Source organism: Micromonospora sp. CNZ309 (genome assembly GCF_002846525.1).
Window position 1 is genome coordinate 2,384,635 of record NZ_PJNG01000001.1, and the last position, 16,453, is coordinate 2,401,087.

Here is a 16,453-nt window from a genome sequence, read left to right on the forward strand (position 1 = left end):
TGTTACTGGCGGATTACCCAAGACCATTAAATTCACCCAGGTCAGCGGGCTCGCGTGCGGGACGTGGGGTGCAATGTGAACAGTCAGACGATCGCCCGGCCGGAGCCCCGGCTCGAGGTCCGGGATCTCCGGTGGCGACAGCTGTGGGCGGGCGCGCGGCTGCTCGCCCAGGCGTACGAGGACGGCGCCATCTGGGCCGCCGCCGGCTCGCTCCCCCGGTGGCAGCGCCGGTCGGCGCTGACCGCCCTCTACCTGGCGGAACTGGTGATCGCCCAGCTGATGAGCTCGGGCATCACCCTCGCCGCGTACCGTGCCGACCGGCTCGACGGGATCCTCGTCCTCTACGGCGACGAGCGCACCACGCCGTGGTGGGGTTGGGCGCTGCGCTCGGTGGCGTGCCTGCTTGCCGGGCCGCGGGCCGTGGTGCACGCGGTGCGGATCTCCAACGCGCTGGACCGGATGCGCCCCAGCCGCCCGCACGTGTGGTTCGCGGTGCTCGGCCGGCGGGTCGACTCGGTCGGCGTCGGCTACGTCCTCATCCGCGCCGGCCAGGCGCGGGCGGACGCCCTCGGCCTGCCCGGCTACCTGGAGACCTCGGCCGGCCCGGAGCAGGTGCAGATCAACGAGATGCTCGGCTGGACCTCGGTCGACGAGTACGTGCTGAGCACCGGGAGCGTCATCAAGACGATGTGGCGCGACAGGACGGCCCCGTCGTGACCGCGGCCGGGTTGTGTCGCGGGCTCGACACGCTCTTCGCGGTCCCACCTGAGCACCGGCTCGACGACGTCGACCGCGTCACGGCCCGGCAGGTGCTCGGCTGCGACGACCACACGCTGTCCGAGTTGCTGGACCGTGGCCTCCCGGCCAGCGGCGACGCGGGCGAGGAACGCTTCGACTCGCGCGACCTGTTCAACCTGGCGCTGTACTCGGGTACCGGCTCGACGGTGCCGGAGCAGGCCTTCGCCTACTCGCTGCGGTGGATGCGCGCGTCGACCGAGGAGCTGCTCGCGCCCCGCGCCTCCCGGTTCGCGCTGAGCGTCGCGTGCGCCGCCGACGCGTGCGGCCCGCAGCCGACCAGCGTGCTCGCCCTGCCGCGCCCCGAGCGCTGCGGCGGCGCGGTGCACGACCTGACGGTCGAGCCCGCCGGCGGCACGGTCGGGCCGGGCGACGACACCGTCACCCGTACGGCGTCGCGGCTCGCCGTCACCGCCACCGTCCACACCCGCGGCGAGCGGGCCGAGCTGCGCTCGCCGGAGCTGCGCGCGATCGCCGCCGAGTTCGCCGCCATGGACCTGCGTTGGGTCAAGCTGCCCGAGGCCCTGAGCGACGACGTCGACCTGGTGACCACGCGCGGCGTGGCGAGCTGCGACTCGGCGAGCCGGTACCTGGCCGGGCTCTGCGAGCGGGCCGGCTTCGCGGCGGTCACCCGCATCGGCTGGGTGGTCGGCATGCTCGACCTGGTCCACGCGTGGGTGGAGGTCGAGGACGACGACGGGGCGACCAAGGTCATCGACCCGGTCTTCGCGCTGTTCTCCGCCACCGTGCGCGACGCCAATCCGCTGCTGCGCGACCCGGCCGTCGCGCTGCGCACCAACCGCCTCATCCCGACCGGCCTGTCCACCGGAGGGACCGTCGCCGCGCACCGGTGCGCCGGCGGACCGACGGCGGCCCGGGTCACCACGAAGATCCTCCCCGCACCGACGCGCCCCCAGGAGGGGTCATGAGTACGACCGAGACGGTTCCCGAGTTCCTCACCGCGTTCCTGCGCGCCAGGTGTCCCGACATCGACTCGGTCGGGGTCGACGAGGACCTGGTGGACACCGGCGTCCTGAACTCGATGCACTTCGTCGAGCTGCTCTACCTGATCGAGGCGGAGCTGGGCACGGAGATCTCCCTCGACGAGGTGAGCACGGACGACTTCCGCACGATCTCGCGGATCACGCGACGTTTCTTCACCCCGGGGCAGGGCCCCGGCGCGACACCCAAGGAGTAGCAATGTTGGAGACCCGTGTCCGCGAGGTGGTGGCCTCGGTGTTCGGTGTCGCGCCGGGCGAGTTGCCCGAGCGGCTGGACCCGGACACCGTGCCGGGCTGGACCTCGCTGCGTCAGATCCAGCTCATGATGGCGCTGGAGAAGGCGTTCGGCATCGAGATCGACCCGAACCTGCTGCCGGCCCTGGCGTCGGGTCCGGCGATCGTGCGGTACCTCGAGGAGACGCTGGCGGTCCCGGGCGGGACGAGTCGATGAGGGCGTACCACCCGCAGTTGCGCACGGTGTACGACGTCGTCGCCTTCCACGCCGCGCAGCGGCCGGAGCACCCGGCGGTGCACTGCGAGGACCGTACGGTCAGCTACGCCGAGCTGCACCGGTCGAGCAACCGGACGGCGCACGCCCTGCGGCGCGCGGGGGCGACGGCCGGGAACCGCGTCGCCTACCTGGGCAAGGAGTCCGAGCACTACTACGACGTCCTGTTCGCCTGCGCCAAGACCGGCACCGTGCTGGTGCCCATCAACTGGCGGCTGCGCGCCGGCGAGATCCGCCACATCATGCGCGACTCCGGCAGCACGGTCCTCTTCTGCGACGAGGACCTGCTGGACACCGCCGAGGCGCTGCGGCCGGATCTGCCCGAACTGCGCGAGGTGGTGTCGCTGGCCGACTTCACCGGCTGGCAGGGCGACGAGGACGGCGACCTGGGGCCGTCCTGGACCGAGGAACAGCCGCTGGCGCAGGTCTACACCAGCGGCACGACGGGCAATCCCAAGGGCGTCGTGCTGGCCCACCGCAGCTTCTTCGCGGTGCGTGACGCGCTCGCCTCCGAGGGCCTGGACTGGATCGACTGGCGCCCCGACGACGTGAGCCTGATCGGCATCCCCGGCTTCCACATCGGTGGGCTCTGGTGGTCGATCCAGGGCTTCAGCGCCGGCATCACCAACGTGTCGGTCCGGGTGTTCGCCGGGCACGAGGCGGTCCGCCTCATCCGCCGGCACGGCGTCACCACGGCGTGCGTCGTACCGGCGCAGTTGCAGATGATGCTCGCGCCGCCCCGGCCCAAGCGGGAGGACTTCGTCTCGCTGCGCAAGATCGTCTACGGCGGGTCGCCGATCTCCGAGGCGCTGCTCGCCCGCAGCATCGAGATGTTCGACTGCGACTTCGCGCAGATCTACGGCCTGTCGGAGAGCGGCAACACCGCGGTCTGCCTGCCGCCGTCGGCGCACGTCGTCGGCGGGCCGCGCATGCAGGCGGCCGGTCTGCCGTACCCGGGCTTCGGCGTGAAGATCATCGACGGTACGGGCCGGGTCCTGCCGCCGTACGAGGTCGGCGAGATCTGCCTGTCCACCCCGGCGCGGATGATCGAGTACCGGGGCCTGCCCGAGGCCACCGCCGCGACCCTGGTCAACGGCTGGCTGCACACCGGCGACGCCGGCTACCTGGACGACGAGGGCTTCCTGTTCGTCCGCGACCGGATCAAGGACACGATCATCGTGGCCGGCGAGAACGTCTATCCGGCGGAGATCGAGAACGCGGTCAGCGCGTACCCGGGCGTGGTCGAGGCCGCCGCCGTCGCCGTGCCCCACGAGCACTGGGGCGAGGTCGTGCACTGCTTCGTGGTGACCCACCCCGACCAACCCGTGACCGCACGCGACCTCACCCCGTTCCTGCGGGGGCGCATCGCCGACTTCAAGATCCCGGCGAGCTATGAGTTCGTCGACCAGCTGCCCCGCAACCCCAGCGGCAAGCTCCTCCGCCGGGAGCTGCGTGAAAGGTTCTGGCAGCACCTGGAGCGGCGCGTGGCCTGACGGCCCGCCGCTCCCGTTCTGGCTCCACGACCCTCACCCTTCATGCAAAGGCGGACCCATGCACATCTTCCTGCGACACAACAGCGACCGCATCGCGCTCTCGATGGGCAACCCCAACCGGATCTCGCTCGGCTACTCGGAGGACCCGCGGGCGGTCGCGAAGAGACTTCCACGTCGCGGCGACGACGAGCCGAAGAACGTGCTCCTGCTGGGTGCGAACGGCTTCGTCGGCATGCACATGCTGCGCGAACTCCTCGGCGACGCCCGCGTCGCGACGGTCTACGCCCTGGTACGCCGCAAGGGCGACAAGTCCGGCGAGGACCGCATCGCCCGGCAGCTGCGCAAGTACAAGCTGGAGCTGCCCGACACCGGGAAGCTGTCCGTCCTGGAGGGCAGCTACCTGGACCCGGCGATGGGCCTCGACCCCGCCGCGTACGACGAACTGCTCACCGAGGTCGACGTGGTCATCGACGCCGCGGGGGCGACGACCCACGACTACCCCTACTCCCGGTACCGCGAGGAGAAGGTCCTGCCGACGCTGCGGCTCGCGGAGTTCTGCCTGCAGAAGCGGTTCAAGACGCTGCACGTCATCGGCTCGGTCGGCAGCGAGGTCTACCAGCAGTGGCGCGACTTCTACCGCAACAGCTTCTTCTACACCGGCTACAGCCGGATGAAGTGGGTCGTCAAGCACATCAGCCTGCGGGCCAACCGCGACGGCGTGCCGATCCACATCTACCAGGCGCCGTTCGCGTTGGGCGGCCCGGGCACCGGGTTCAAGGACCCCGGGATGGAGTACTCGTTCTGGAACATGATCTCCCACATCCTCCAGCTCGGCATGGTCTGGGACTCGGAGGTCACCAGCCCGGTCGTGGCGGGCGACGTGCTGGCCCGGTCCGTGGTGGCCAACGCCCTGTCGAGCGCGCCGAGGGTGATCAGCTACCCGGTGACCCCCGTGACGACCGAGGAGATCGCCGAGCGGTTCAAGCTGAAGCTGGTGCCGTGGGCGACGTTCCGCCGCGAGCTGGTCCGCCAGCACCGTTTCCGGCCCGGCCAGATCGACTGGTCGAAGCCGGTGGCCAGCATCCGGCGCGGCCGGCAGCAGTCGAAGTTCGTCAGCTCCCTGTTCCCGCGGTCGTTCCACACCCTGCTGAACAACATCCACACCGCCGCGTCGAACCCGACGACGGTGCGGATCGACGCCGACCTGCCGTCGATCGACGTCATGGAGAACAACGCCAGGCGGATCCGCAAGCTCGGCAGGTACCTGCCCGAGAACACGCCGGCTCCCGTCGCCGTCGGCGCGGGCGTCCCCGCTCCGGTTCCCGCCCCCGAGCCGGTGGCCGTCGGGGCCCTCTGACGCCCCACCTCTCCCGGCAGCCGGCCGCTTCCCCCTCCGGGTGGGCAGCGGCCGGCTGCCTTTCACTGTGCGGGAGCGACCGGCTGGCCTCCCGCGCCGCCGACCCGGTCGCCGGCCCTGGGAAGCGTCGTCAGGTCGACGCGGCCGGCATCGCGTCGAGCGGCCGAATTCGAGCCGAACGCGTCGATGCGCAGCGCGGGCCCGAATGGCGGCGGGGCTTCACGAAATGGAATCGTCGCGGCGTCCACCCTCGCCATATAGCGTTGCGCCCATGAATGGCCCACTCCTCGCCCACCGGCCGGGAATCGCCTGGCCGGAGGCGCTTTCCTGCCGCCCTTGCGCCCACGCCATGCCATTGTCTGGAGGATTCCTCACGGGCGCCTTGCATTCTCATCGACTTCCGCTGCATGTCGGCGAATGAGCGGCGGTCGATCCCTTGGCAAGGGGTCAACGCATTCGCTACCTTCTTTATGTCGCGAGCGAGAACGGATGAGAGGAGTTGTCATGACGGTGCGCCGACCGCAGACCTGTTCCGCATTCTCGACGGGCTCTGCGAAAGCCGCCGGAGACGACTCCCCTGCCGCAGGCGCCAGCCGACCGGCTGCCATCCCGAACGCGTTTCCGCGGCACTGAGGTTCCCCCGTACGCCCGTCTCGAAAGCCGGCGGAGACGGTCCCGTCCAGGGGGGCACGAGCCCACCGCGCCGGAGAGGAGGTACGAGCCATGGCCTTCGACATCGTGATCGTCGAGACGAACGAGGAAGTCCTGAACCACGGGGCCGCCTGACGAGCCCGGTGCCGGACCCGCACGCGGGTCCGGCACCATCTCCGTTCATCGTGCGTGGGAAAGGCATCGGAATGCGTGTACGCCGCCGCGACCAGCTCATCTGCCGCTGGGACAGCGATGCGCTGATGGTCGCCCTGCCCGGCCAGCGCCGATGGTTGCGCGTCACCCCCGACCTGTTCGCCCTGTTGCAGCGCCTGGACGACTACACCGACGTCGACGAGGTCACCGCCCACTTCGGAGACGAGGCCGCCGAGGGCGCCACCCGGGCGCTCCACCAGCTCCGCGACGCCGGCATCCTCGTGGCCGACACCGACGACGACGCCACCCCGCCCGTCTGGCAGCACTGGGGTCCGGTCGCGTCGCGCATGCACACCGAGGCCCGCGACGCCAACTACCTCGTGGATTCGCCGCGCCGCGACGCCACCGCCGCGCAGATCGCCGCCGACGGCGAGCCCCCGGCACCGTTCAAGCGATACCCGCACGCCCCGGCCGTGCACCTCCCCCGGCGCGCCCTGCCGCTGCGTACGCCCGTCGAGGAGGTGTTCGCCGCCCGGCGCACCCACCGCGCGTTCGCCGGGACCCCGGTCGGGATCGACGCGCTCGCCACCGTGCTGGCCTGTACCTTCGCGCCCCAGCGCTTCCTCGACGGCGGCGCCTTCGGCCCGCAGCAGGGACGCATCAGCGCCTCAGCCGGCGGCCGGCACGAGGTCGAGTGCTACGTGGCCGTCTACGACGTCACCGGCGTGCCGCCCGGCCTCTACCACTACGCTCCCGAGGTGCACCGCCTCGAACTCCTCGACGCCAGCGTCGACCGGCAGCGCATCGCCGCCCTGGCCTACGGGCAGGAGCCCTCCTACCAGGGGGCCTTCACCTGCCTCACCACCACCGTCGCCGCCCGCCTGTCCTGGAAGTACCGGCACCCGCGGGCCTACCGGCTGTGGATGTTCGACGCCGGCCACTACGGTCAGACCTTCGCGCTGACCTGCACCGCACTGGGCCTGGCGCCGTTCCAGACGGTGGCGTTCCACGACAGCGGCGTCGAGGCGATGCTCGGGGTGGACGGCGACCACGAGTTCGCCACCTACCTGCTCTCCGCCGGCAATCCCGCTCCCGGCGACGGCACCCGCCCCGTGGGGCCGGAGTACCCGCCACCGGCCCGCCTCGCCGCCAGCACGCACACCTCACCCGCCGACCTGGCAGCCGACCCGGACCAGCTCGGATGAGCGCGGCCGACCGCACCGGCGTCCCCCGCCGTACGCCATGAGCACCGCCACCAGCCCGGCCACCGTGCCGGCGGAGAAGCTGAGCCAGCATCCGCGGTTCCTGCGGGTGTGGGCCAGCCAGTCCGCCGGAGCGGTCGCCGACCAGATCCTGCCGGTGGCGTTCGCGCTGCACGCCGTGCAGCTCGGGGCCGGCGCCGGCACCATCGCCGTCATCCTCGCGGGCCGGGCGATCGCCCTGGTGGTCTGCCTGCTCGCCGGCGGCATCCTCGCCGACCGCGTCTCGCGGCCCCGGATCCTGTTCACCGCCGACGCGCTGCGCACCGCCATCGTCCTCGGCACGCTCTTCGCCCTCGACGATCTGCCCCTGGCGGCGCTCGGCATCGTCACCGCGCTGTCCGGCGTGGCCGAGTCGCTGTCCCGGCCGGCGATGCGCTCGCTGATCCCGGCGCTGCTCCCCGCCGCCCTGCTGGAACGCGGCAACGCCCTGGTCTCCGCCGTACAGCGCTCCGCGACCCTGCTCGGGGCGCTCGCCGGCGCCGCCATCGTCACCGCCATCGGCATCCACGCCGCGCTGGGCCTGGCCGCCCTCCTCTTCGCGACCGGCGCCCTCGCGGTGCTGGGCGTACGCGACGTCGCCGCCGGCAACCGGCCGGGCAGCAGCGTCCTGACCGACGCCCGGGCCGGCATCGCCACCGTCCGGCGCCGCCCCTGGGTCGCCGCCGTCATGGCCGCCGTGGCGGTCCAGCTCTTCGCCGGCACCGCGCCGAGCCTGACGCTGCTCCCGCTGATCGCGGCGGACCGCCTCGGCGGCGAACTCGCCTACGGGTTCGTCCTCGCCGCTGCCGCCGCCGGTGCGCTGCCCGCCATCGCCCTGGCCGGCCGGTGGCGGCCCCGCCGGCCCGGCACGGTCAGCATGCTCGCCCTCACCACGTACGCCGCCCTGCCCGGCAGCCTCGCCTTCGCCCTGCCGCTGCCGGTCACCGCCGTCTGCTTCGCCGTCGGCGGATTCGTCGTGGAGATCTACTTCATCTACTGGCTCTCCGCCCTGCAACGCGAGATCCCCGCCGAGGTGCTCGGCAAGACCCTCGCCCTGGATCAGCTCAGCGCCTTCGCCCTGCTGCCGGTCGGGTACGCCCTCACCGGGCCCGCCGTCGCGGCGTTCGGGATCCGGCCCACGCTCGTCGCGGCGGCCGTCCTGACCGCCGTGGCCAGCGCCGTCACGCTGCTGGTCCCCGGCGTCAGCACCTTCAGCGACCCCGCCCGCGCGCGCCGCGGCGAAGCGCCGGGTGGCAACGACCACGGCGGATGATCCGTCGGGTACGCGGAGACGGGCCGTGACCGGCTCGCGGCCACGGCCCGTTCCGACGGGGAGACATCCGTGCCGGGTCAGCCCGCCCGGACGGCGGCGGCGGTGACGCCGGTGACGCTCCCGCCCGATCTGGTGACGTGGTAGGTGACGGTCGTGCCGCTCCAGAAGTGGAAGGTGAGCGTCACCCGGGCACCGTCGTCGACCGCCGCGAAGAACGCCTCGGTCAGGGTGATGCGGTTGCCCGGGTAGTCGGGGGCGAAGGCGACGTCGAACTCCTTGAACGGCGTCCAGTCGTGCGGGCCGGCGTTGCGGCCGTCGGCGTACCTCGCCTCCATGGTGGCGAGCTGGTCACCCCGGAACTGGGTCGGGACGGCGAACGAGGTCGTGTTCCCCGTCGCGTTCGACAGCGCCGGAGGATCGTACGTGACGACGTCGATCCGCCACGGCACCCCGGCGGAGAACCGTGCCTGGAGGGTGGCGTTCACCCCGTACGCCCGGTTGCCGACCAGCCGGGTCAGCGCGCTGGCGGTCAGCGTGAGCTGGTTGCCCGACACGGTGTAGTCGCTGCCCCGCACGAGGGCGGTGCCGCCCTGGTACAGCCCCTGGAAGGTGGTGCCGTTCGGGTTCAGCGTCAGCGACCGGGCGGCGACGGAGCCGGTACGCGGCACGTACACCTGGTCGGACGAGGCCGTCCCGGAGCGGGTGGTCCAGCTCGACCTGATCTGGGCGAACAGCTCGGGGTCCTTCCACCGCAGGGCGGTGCGGTCGAAGTGCTGCCCGTTGTCCCAGAGCTGCGTGGTGATCTTCTTCGTCCTGGCGTACCAGCCGAGGAACTCGAAGAACTTGAGCTTCTCGCCCTGCTGGATGGTGCCGGTGTGCCGGTCGAAGCCGAGCAGGCCGTACTCGCCGATCACCACCGGGATGCCCCTGGCGACGAAGGCGTCGTGCACCCGGTCGAACGCGTCGGTCAGGTCCTTCTGGGCGGTGGCGTCGAACCGGGTGCCCCCGGCGACGTTCACGCTGAACGGCCAGTAGCCGTAGAAGTGCACGGTGGCGATGAGGTTGCGGTCGCCCAGCTGGGTGAAGGTGCTGGTCAGCTCGTCGATGCGGGCCTGGTCCGCCGAGGTGTGCAGGGTCGGTAGGACGAGCATGCGGGTGGCGTTGTTGCCGCCGGAGGCCCGCACGATCCGGTGGAAGGACGCGTTCAGCTCGTGCAGCAGCTGCGCGTTCTGGGCGTCGCCGGAGCTGTTGGCGAACTGCGGCTCGTTGACGCTCTCGAAGTGCAGCTTCGGCGAGGCGTCCCGGAACGCGGCGGCGATCTGGGTCCACAGCGCGTTGTAGCGGTTGAGGACGGTGGTCCGGTCGGTCGGCATCGCGTTGATCCACTGCCACGAGTCGTGGTGGATGTTGATCATCACGTAGAAGCCGTCGTCCAGGGCCCAGCCGACGACCTCCTTGATCCGGTTCAGCCACGCCGCGTCGATGGTGTACGCCGGCGCGGGGCCGTGGTGGTTGCTCCAGGTGACCGGGATCCGGATGCTGTTGAAGCCCTGCGCCCGTACGGCGTCCAGCTGCGCCTGGGTGACGCGCGGGTTGCCCCAGGCGGTCTCGTCGCTGCCGACCGCGTCGAAGGTGTTGCCGAGGTTCCAGCCCGGTTGCATCGCGGCCACGTAGGCCAGCGGGTCGCCCGTCGGCGGCGGGGTGGTCGGTGGCGGCGTGGTCGGTGGCGCGGTGGTGGGCGGGGCCGTCGTCGGCGGGGTCGTGGTGGGGCCCACGCCGCCGGTGCAGGTGACGCCGTTGAGGGCGAACGTCGTGGGGGCGGTGTTGGCGCCGGACCACGTGCCGTTGAAGCCGAACGACACCGTGGCGTTGGTGCCGACGGCGGCGTTGTAGCCGAGGTTGACCGCGGTGACGTCGGCGCCGACGGCGCTCACGGTGGCGTTCCAGGCCGAGGTCACCTGCTGCCCGGCCGGAAAAGTCCAGGTCAGGCGCCAGCCGTCGATCGGGTCACCGAGGTTGGTCACGGCCACGTTCGCGGTGAAGCCACCGGGCCACTGGTTGGCCGAGTACGCCACCCGGCAGCCGGCCGCCGCGTGCGCGCTCGCCGCGAACGTCAGGCCGAGGCTCACCACCAGCATCGTGAGGACGCCGGTGACCAGGCTCAGGCGCCATCGGGTTGCACTCGTCGTGCCTCGTTTATCGACCATGACGCTCCTCGCGTGGGTACCGCTGGGACGGGACGGCGGGCGGTGCCGCCCGAACGCGGCCGGCACCCGATCGCGAATCGCAGATTAAGTTTGGATTCCAAACTTTGTCAATCGGCGTACCTCTATCCGGATGCGCTCCCGCCCCGCCGACCCGCCCCGTCCCCCGAGCCGGCGCGGGCACCTCCCCCGCGCCGGACGGGTCAGTGGCCCGGGTCGCGAAGCGTGGCCGAGACGTACCGCCCCGCGTCGGGTCCCGCCTGCGCGAGCAGTTCGCCGTCGGGTGCCCACACCGCCGAGCCGCCCGCCGCCCGGTCGAAGCCCCCGCCGGTGGACCCGGCGAAGCTCGCCGCGGCGACCCACACCCGACGGTCGGCGACGACGCGCCGGGCCCGCTCGGCGGGCACCTGGGCGTCGCGGGCGTGCTCGAGGACGGCGGCGACGTAGACGTCCATGCCGAGCGCCGCCGTGGCGGCGTCGTGCCCGGCGAAGCGGGTGTCGCGGCAGATCGCGAGGCCCAGCCGCCAGCCGTCCACGTCGAGCACCGCGGGTCCCCCGCCAGGGCTGAACCGCTCCTCGGACCGGTGCACGTGCACCTTGCGGTACGCCACGCGCGCGCCGGCCCCGTCGACGGCCAGCATCGCGATATGCTCGCGGCCCCCCTCGCCGCGAACGGGGGCGCCCACCAACGCGAGGGAACCCGCCTCGGCACACGCCCCGACGATCGGCGCGAGGCCGGGGTCCTCGGCGGTGATCGCGGGCGCGTCCAGCTCGTACCCGGTCAGCGAGAGCTCGGGGAAGACCACCACCCGCGCGTGCGCGGCCCGGACCACGGCGGCGTGCTCGACCGCGTTCGCGATCACGTCGTACGCCCTGACGTGCGGCTGGGCGACGGCGACGACGAGCGGCTGACGGGGCATGAGCACTCCTGAGCTGGACGAGATCCTGCGTGCCGACCGTCGTCGGCGCCTGGTCGGACGGCCGGGTCAGCCGCGGGCGGGGCGCGCCTGCCGCCAGCCGTCCTCGACGGACCGGCGACAGGCGTCGGGCCGGTCCCCCGAGCTGACGAACAGGGCGGCCAGCAGGTTGGTGCCGTGGTCGAGGGTCTGTCGCGGCAGCGGGCCGGTGGCGACCAGGGAGACCAGTCCGTGACCGACGACCCAGCTCTGGGTGGCCAACTCCAGCGGCTCGACGTCGGCGCGGAACCGACCGGCCGCCCCGCCCCGGGCGGCGGCCCGGACCAGGTACTCCAGCGTGTCGTCCGCCGCCTGGGCGTTCTCGAGGTCGAAGTCGGCGTCGAACATGACCCGGTACAGGTCGGGGTGCTCCAACGCGTTGTGGACGTAGGCGGCGACCAGGGCGGTCAGGTCCCGGACCGGGTCCTGGGACGTCGGCACCGTGGCGAGCTGGGCTCCGAGGCGGGTGAAGCCCTCCTGCCGTACGGCCTTCCACATGCCCTCCATCCCGCCGAAGTGGGTGTAGACGGCCATCGTCGACACGCACGTGCCGGCGACCAGCGAGCGGAGGGTGACGGGCTCGCGGGTGCGGAGCATGTGGGCGGCGCGCTCGATGAGCAGGGTGCGTACCGCCGGATCCTTCGTCCTCGCCATGCCATGACGATACATAACATAGCTGTGCTATGTTTCGGCGGACACCCGATGTCGAGGACAAGGAAGAAACGTGGCCATCACCCTGGTGAACCCCGAAGGACTGCCGACGGTCGACCTCTACCGGCAGGTGTCCGTCGCCACCGGCACGAAGCTGGTCTTCACCGCCGGCCAGGTCGCCGTCGACGCCGACGGCGACACGGTCGGCGCGGGCGACTACGCCGCCCAGGCGGAACAGTGCTACCTCAACGTGGCCACCGCCCTGGCCGCGGCCGGCGCCACCTTCGCCGACGTGGCGAAGCTGACCGCCTACGTCGTCGACTGGACGCCCGACAAGATGCCCGCGCTGATGGAGGGGATCGCCCGGGCCGCCGCGAAGCTCGGCGTCACCTCGGCCCCGCCGTTCACGGGGATCGGCATCAGCGCGCTCGCCGGCCCCGATCTCCTCGTGGAGATCGAAGCCACCGCGGTCGTCGACTGAACCGGCGCGACACCACGGGTCGAACAGGGGCCTGAGGCGCGACACGGCTCCGCACCCCCGAGGGCGTCCGGGCCGGCGACGTCAACGGTTGCGCGGGGCGACCAGACCGGATTCGTAGGCGAGGACGACGAGTTGGGCGCGGTCCCGGGCGTGGAGCTTGGCCATCGCCCGGTTGACGTGGGTCTTCGCGGTCAGCGGGCTGATCACCAGACGCTCGGCGATCTCCTCGTTGGACAGGCCCTTCGCCACCAGGGCGACGGCCTCGCGTTCGCGGTTCGTCAGCCCCCGCAGCCCCGCCTCGGCACCGCCGTGGAGCGGTTCGCTGACGTACCGGTCGATCAACCGGCGCGTGATCGACGGCGCCAGCAGCGCGTCGCCGCGCGCGGCCACCCGTACGGCGTGCAGGAGGTCCTCCGGTTGGATGTCCTTGACGAGGAAGCCGGCCGCGCCGGCGCGCAGCGCGTGGAAGACGTGTTCGTCGAGGCCGTAGTTGGTCAGGATGACGACGTGCACCCGGGCCAGGGCCGGGTCGGCGGCGATGCGGCGGGTCGTCTCGATGCCGTCCATGACCGGCATCTGGATGTCGACGAGCGCGATGTCGGGCAGGCGTTCCCTGGCGAGCACCAGCCCCTCCCTGCCGTCGGCTGCCTCGGCCACCACCTCGATGTCGTCTTCGGCGTCGAGCAGTGCGCGGAAGCCGCTGCGCAGGAGCGGCTGGTCGTCGACCAGCAGGACGCGGATCATGCCGTTCCGCCCACGGGGAGCTCGGCGTGGACGGTGAAGCCGCCCTCGGTGCGGGGTTCCGCGCGCAGCCGACCCCCGAGGGCGGTGACGCGTTCGCGCATCCCGAGCAGTCCGATGCCCGGCACCGGGGGCGCGTCCGGCGTGGCCCTGCCGTCGTCGTCGACGCGGATCGCGAGGGCGTCCGGTCGGTAGTCGACGCGGACCGACGCCGTGGCGGCAGCGGCGTGCCGGGCGACGTTGGTGAGGGACTCCTGGACGATCCGGTAGGCGGTCCGGTCGACCGCGACGGGCACGTCCTGCCGCCGCCCCGCGATGGTCAACGTCGCGTCCAGACCGGACATCCGGGCCCGTCGCACCAGCTCCGGAAGGTGGGCGAGCCCGTGCGGCGGGGTCCTGCCGTCGTCGCGCAGCGCCTCCAGGGTCGCTCGCAGCTCCCGGGCGGCCTCCCGGCCGGCCTCCTGAATCACCAGCAGGGCCTCCGGCACCGGTTCGCCGCGCCTGCGGGCCAGGTGGACGGCCACCTCGGCCTGCACCTTGATGACCGAGATCTGGTGGGTGAGCGTGTCGTGCAGTTCCCGCGCCATGTGCAGCCGTTCCTCGTCGGCGCGGCGCAGCGCCGCCTCCTCCCGGGTGCGTTCGGCTTCGTCCGCGCGCCGCTCGGCCTGCCGCAGCGCCTCGCCCGCCGCCCCGGCGGCGACCAGCCAGGCCAGCTCCAGGGCGCCCCGGGACCGGACGAGCGCCTCGCCCAGGGACAGGTCCGACGGCCGGGCGAGGGCCGCGAGCGGCAGCGCGGCCAGCATCGCCACCGCCGCCACGATCGTGACGACGCGGTGCCCGGCCCGTACGGCGGCGTACACCGCGAACAGGAACGCGACGGCGGGCACGTCGAGACCGACCGCCTGGTGGCCCACCGCGCACAGCCCGGTGACGGCCAGGACCGCGACGGGAGCCCGGCGTGCGGCGGCCAGCGCCAGGCCACCGGCCACCAACAGCGCGTAGCCGAGCGGGCCGGCGTCGGGTCGGTCCCCGGACAGCCCGGCGACCAGCAGCGTCGCCGCCACGCCGACGGCGACCGCCCAGTCCCTGACACCGGCCGGAACGCCGGACCGTCCTGTGCCCATGGGCGCACCTTAGCCAGATCCCGCCGCCCGCGACTCCTCCTGGCAGGCGAGCGGCCGCCTGCCGCGCCCGTGGTACGCGCGCCGTCGCCTACCGCGTCCGCGGTAGCCGGCTGCGGCGTCCACGGCAGCGCGAACCGCATCCGTACGCACGACGACCGGCGGCGTGCCCGGCGACATGATCGGACGACATCCGGACCTCGCCATCGAGACGCACGCAGGAGGAGACGACATGAGCTCGTCACGAACCTTGAAGTCGGCCCGACTGATGCTGGCCGCCGCCGTGGCCGCCCCGATCGGCGGGCTCGGGCTCGCCGCGCCGGCGGCCGCACACGTGGCGACCCGACCGGCGGCCGCCGAGGCGTACGCCATGAGCGCCGGACGGCTCACGGCGGCCGTCGCCGGCGTGCTGGCGCTGGCCGGCGTGATCGTCGGTGGGCTGGCCCTGGCCCGCCCCACCAGTCGGATCGGCACCGGCGCCGGGCGGCTCGGCGCCACCCTGGCCCTGGCGGCGGCGCTGACCGGCATGGTCCTCGGCGCCGTGGTGGTGTTCACCGCCGACAGCGGCATCGGCACCGGCAACGGGCGGGGCGGAGCCTACCTGGCCCTGGTGATGGGGCTGGCCGCCACGGTCCTCGGCGGGCTGGCGATGGCCCGCTCCCGACGCACCGGCTGACCGCCGCGACGACCGGCCGGAACGGGGGTGGGCGTCGCGGCGCGGGCAGCCGTGGCCGCGACGCCCACCGGATCGGCGGACCGCCCCCCTCACCGCCGGCCGAAGACCTTGTGCAGCCAGGTGAGTTGTTCGAGCTGATGCGCCGCCTCGCCGCCTTCGTGGTCGTTGAACTCGTACACGCGCAGCTCCTTCTCACCGCCGTAGCGGTGGTAGGCGGCGAAACAGGTCGAGGGCGGGCAGACCTGGTCCAGCATCGCGATGGAGAACAACGCGGGCGCGGTCGCGCGGGGCGCGAGCACGGCGGCGTCGAAGTAGGACAACGTGCGGAACACCTGGCCGACCCGGTCGCGGTGCAGCTTCAGGTATTCGGCGATCTCGCCGTAGGGGCCGCGGAGGGCGACCTGCACGCCACGGCGGAAGTCGCACAGGAACGGCACGTCGGGCATGGCCGCCGCCACGCCCGGGAACAGCGCCGCCACCTCCAGCGCCAGGCCACCGCCCTGGCTGACACCCGTGACGGCGACGCGGTCGGCGTCGACGGCGGGATGGTCCCGCGCGGCGCGGGCGAACCGCACGGCGTCGGTGATCAGCCTGCGGTAGTAGAAGTCGTCGGGATCGGTGACGCCGCGCGTGAGGAAGCCGGGCACGGTGCCCCCCGGCTGAGGGTGCGGATCGGCGGTGCTGCCGGCGGCGGCGCTCCAGCCCTGTCCCCGGGTGTCCATGATCAGATGAGCGAAGCCGGCCGCCGCCCAGAACAGCTTCTCGTGCGGCAGGCCACGGCCACGGCCGTAACCGAGGTACTCGACCACGCACGGCAGCGGCCCTGCGACGTCCGTGGGCAGGTGCAACCAGCCGTGCACGGGCTCGCCGCCGTATCCGGGGACGGTGACCGAGAACGTACGGACCTGGGTGAGGCCGGTGTCGACGGGTTCGTACGCCGCCGGTCCCGCCCCGTCGTCACCCAGCGTCCGCGCCCAGAAGGCGTCCAGGTCCTCTGGCTCGGCCAGTTCGGGCCGGTACGCCCGGCAGTCGGCGAGGGTGAGATCGCTCAACGCCACAGTGTGACCTCCGTGCAGACAGGATCGTCGGGTGTCGTCGTGCGGGTGCGACCGGCGACGGCGGCCGGCGGTCGGGCCGCCGTACGCCCCGGT

At 72.8% G+C, this 16,453-nt stretch carries 17 protein-coding genes; 10 read left to right on the forward strand and 7 right to left on the reverse strand.

Going from position 1 to position 16,453, the window contains the following annotated elements; genetic code table 11:
- Nucleotides 1-75: 75 nt before the first annotated feature.
- Genes CLT72_RS09470 through CLT72_RS09495 form a run of 6 tightly spaced genes read left to right on the forward strand, consistent with a single transcriptional unit; the run spans nucleotide 76 to nucleotide 5,154 of the window.
- A complete protein-coding gene (locus tag CLT72_RS09470; RefSeq protein ID WP_101410908.1) occupies nucleotides 76-717 on the forward strand; it encodes a hypothetical protein in 642 nt (213 codons plus the stop codon).
- Nucleotides 714-1,724, forward strand: a complete 1,011-nt coding sequence (locus CLT72_RS09475) for a hypothetical protein (RefSeq protein ID WP_144082223.1) — start codon at nucleotides 714-716, stop codon at nucleotides 1,722-1,724. Before CLT72_RS09470 ends, CLT72_RS09475 begins: the two co-directional genes overlap by 4 nt.
- On the forward strand, nucleotides 1,721-1,993 hold the full coding sequence (locus CLT72_RS09480; RefSeq protein WP_101410912.1) for an acyl carrier protein: 273 nt from the start codon (nucleotides 1,721-1,723) through the stop codon (nucleotides 1,991-1,993). Before CLT72_RS09475 ends, CLT72_RS09480 begins: the two co-directional genes overlap by 4 nt.
- A 2-nt stretch (nucleotides 1,994-1,995) precedes the next feature.
- A complete protein-coding gene (locus tag CLT72_RS09485; RefSeq protein WP_101410914.1) occupies nucleotides 1,996-2,247 on the forward strand; it encodes an acyl carrier protein in 252 nt (83 codons plus the stop codon).
- Nucleotides 2,244-3,797, forward strand: a complete 1,554-nt coding sequence (locus CLT72_RS09490; protein ID WP_101410916.1) for a long-chain-fatty-acid--CoA ligase — start codon at nucleotides 2,244-2,246, stop codon at nucleotides 3,795-3,797. Before CLT72_RS09485 ends, CLT72_RS09490 begins: the two co-directional genes overlap by 4 nt.
- A 58-nt stretch (nucleotides 3,798-3,855) precedes the next feature.
- Nucleotides 3,856-5,154 (forward strand): SDR family oxidoreductase, encoded by a 1,299-nt coding sequence (locus tag CLT72_RS09495; protein WP_158241999.1) that lies wholly within the window; start codon nucleotides 3,856-3,858, stop codon nucleotides 5,152-5,154.
- A gap of 62 nt (nucleotides 5,155-5,216) precedes the next feature.
- Here the strand turns inward: CLT72_RS09495 and CLT72_RS31515 are convergent, their stop codons facing one another.
- Nucleotides 5,217-5,402, reverse strand: a complete 186-nt coding sequence (locus CLT72_RS31515) for a hypothetical protein (RefSeq protein WP_144082224.1) — start codon at nucleotides 5,400-5,402, stop codon at nucleotides 5,217-5,219.
- Between the two features lie 609 nt (nucleotides 5,403-6,011).
- Here CLT72_RS31515 and CLT72_RS09500 point away from each other — a divergent pair.
- Together CLT72_RS09500 and CLT72_RS09505 are read left to right on the forward strand one after the other, a co-directional pair.
- Nucleotides 6,012-7,163 carry a SagB/ThcOx family dehydrogenase gene (locus CLT72_RS09500; protein WP_101410920.1) on the forward strand — a complete coding sequence of 384 codons (1,152 nt, stop codon included), beginning with the start codon at nucleotides 6,012-6,014 and terminating at the stop codon, nucleotides 7,161-7,163.
- 37 nt (nucleotides 7,164-7,200) lie between these two features.
- Entirely contained in the window at nucleotides 7,201-8,472 is a 1,272-nt protein-coding gene (locus CLT72_RS09505) for an MFS transporter (RefSeq protein WP_101410922.1), read from the forward strand.
- Between the two features lie 77 nt (nucleotides 8,473-8,549).
- On the opposite strand, the gene CLT72_RS09510 is transcribed toward CLT72_RS09505, so the two are convergent.
- The 3 genes from CLT72_RS09510 to CLT72_RS09520 all read right to left on the reverse strand — a co-directional run bounded on the left by CLT72_RS09510 (nucleotide 8,550) and on the right by CLT72_RS09520 (nucleotide 12,286).
- Entirely contained in the window at nucleotides 8,550-10,679 is a 2,130-nt protein-coding gene (locus CLT72_RS09510; RefSeq protein ID WP_199184527.1) for a cellulase family glycosylhydrolase, read from the reverse strand.
- A 200-nt stretch (nucleotides 10,680-10,879) separates the two neighbouring features.
- A complete protein-coding gene (locus CLT72_RS09515) occupies nucleotides 10,880-11,596 on the reverse strand; it encodes a carbon-nitrogen hydrolase family protein (RefSeq protein WP_101415058.1) in 717 nt (238 codons plus the stop codon).
- A 66-nt stretch (nucleotides 11,597-11,662) separates the two neighbouring features.
- Nucleotides 11,663-12,286 carry a TetR/AcrR family transcriptional regulator gene (locus CLT72_RS09520; RefSeq protein ID WP_101410926.1) on the reverse strand — a complete coding sequence of 208 codons (624 nt, stop codon included), beginning with the start codon at nucleotides 12,284-12,286 and terminating at the stop codon, nucleotides 11,663-11,665.
- A 70-nt stretch (nucleotides 12,287-12,356) separates the two neighbouring features.
- Here CLT72_RS09520 and CLT72_RS09525 point away from each other — a divergent pair, with 70 nt between their 5' ends.
- Nucleotides 12,357-12,764, forward strand: a complete 408-nt coding sequence (locus CLT72_RS09525) for a RidA family protein (RefSeq protein ID WP_101410928.1) — start codon at nucleotides 12,357-12,359, stop codon at nucleotides 12,762-12,764.
- A gap of 81 nt (nucleotides 12,765-12,845) precedes the next feature.
- On the opposite strand, the gene CLT72_RS09530 is transcribed toward CLT72_RS09525, so the two are convergent.
- Together CLT72_RS09530 and CLT72_RS09535 are read right to left on the reverse strand one after the other, a co-directional pair.
- Nucleotides 12,846-13,508, reverse strand: coding sequence for a response regulator (locus CLT72_RS09530; protein ID WP_101410930.1), 663 nt, complete (start codon nucleotides 13,506-13,508; stop codon nucleotides 12,846-12,848).
- Nucleotides 13,505-14,629: a sensor histidine kinase gene (locus CLT72_RS09535; RefSeq protein WP_101410932.1), complete on the reverse strand. Its 1,125-nt coding sequence runs from the start codon at nucleotides 14,627-14,629 to the stop codon at nucleotides 13,505-13,507. The genes CLT72_RS09530 and CLT72_RS09535 overlap by 4 nt, the downstream gene beginning before the upstream one ends.
- Nucleotides 14,630-14,858: 229 nt before the next feature.
- On the opposite strand from CLT72_RS09535, the gene CLT72_RS09540 reads away from it, so the two are divergent.
- Nucleotides 14,859-15,302, forward strand: a complete 444-nt coding sequence (locus tag CLT72_RS09540; RefSeq protein ID WP_101410934.1) for a DUF6223 family protein — start codon at nucleotides 14,859-14,861, stop codon at nucleotides 15,300-15,302.
- Between the two features lie 89 nt (nucleotides 15,303-15,391).
- Here the strand turns inward: CLT72_RS09540 and CLT72_RS09545 are convergent, their stop codons facing one another.
- On the reverse strand, nucleotides 15,392-16,360 hold the full coding sequence (locus CLT72_RS09545; protein WP_101410936.1) for an acetylxylan esterase: 969 nt from the start codon (nucleotides 16,358-16,360) through the stop codon (nucleotides 15,392-15,394).
- Between the last annotated feature and the right edge of the window lie 93 nt (nucleotides 16,361-16,453).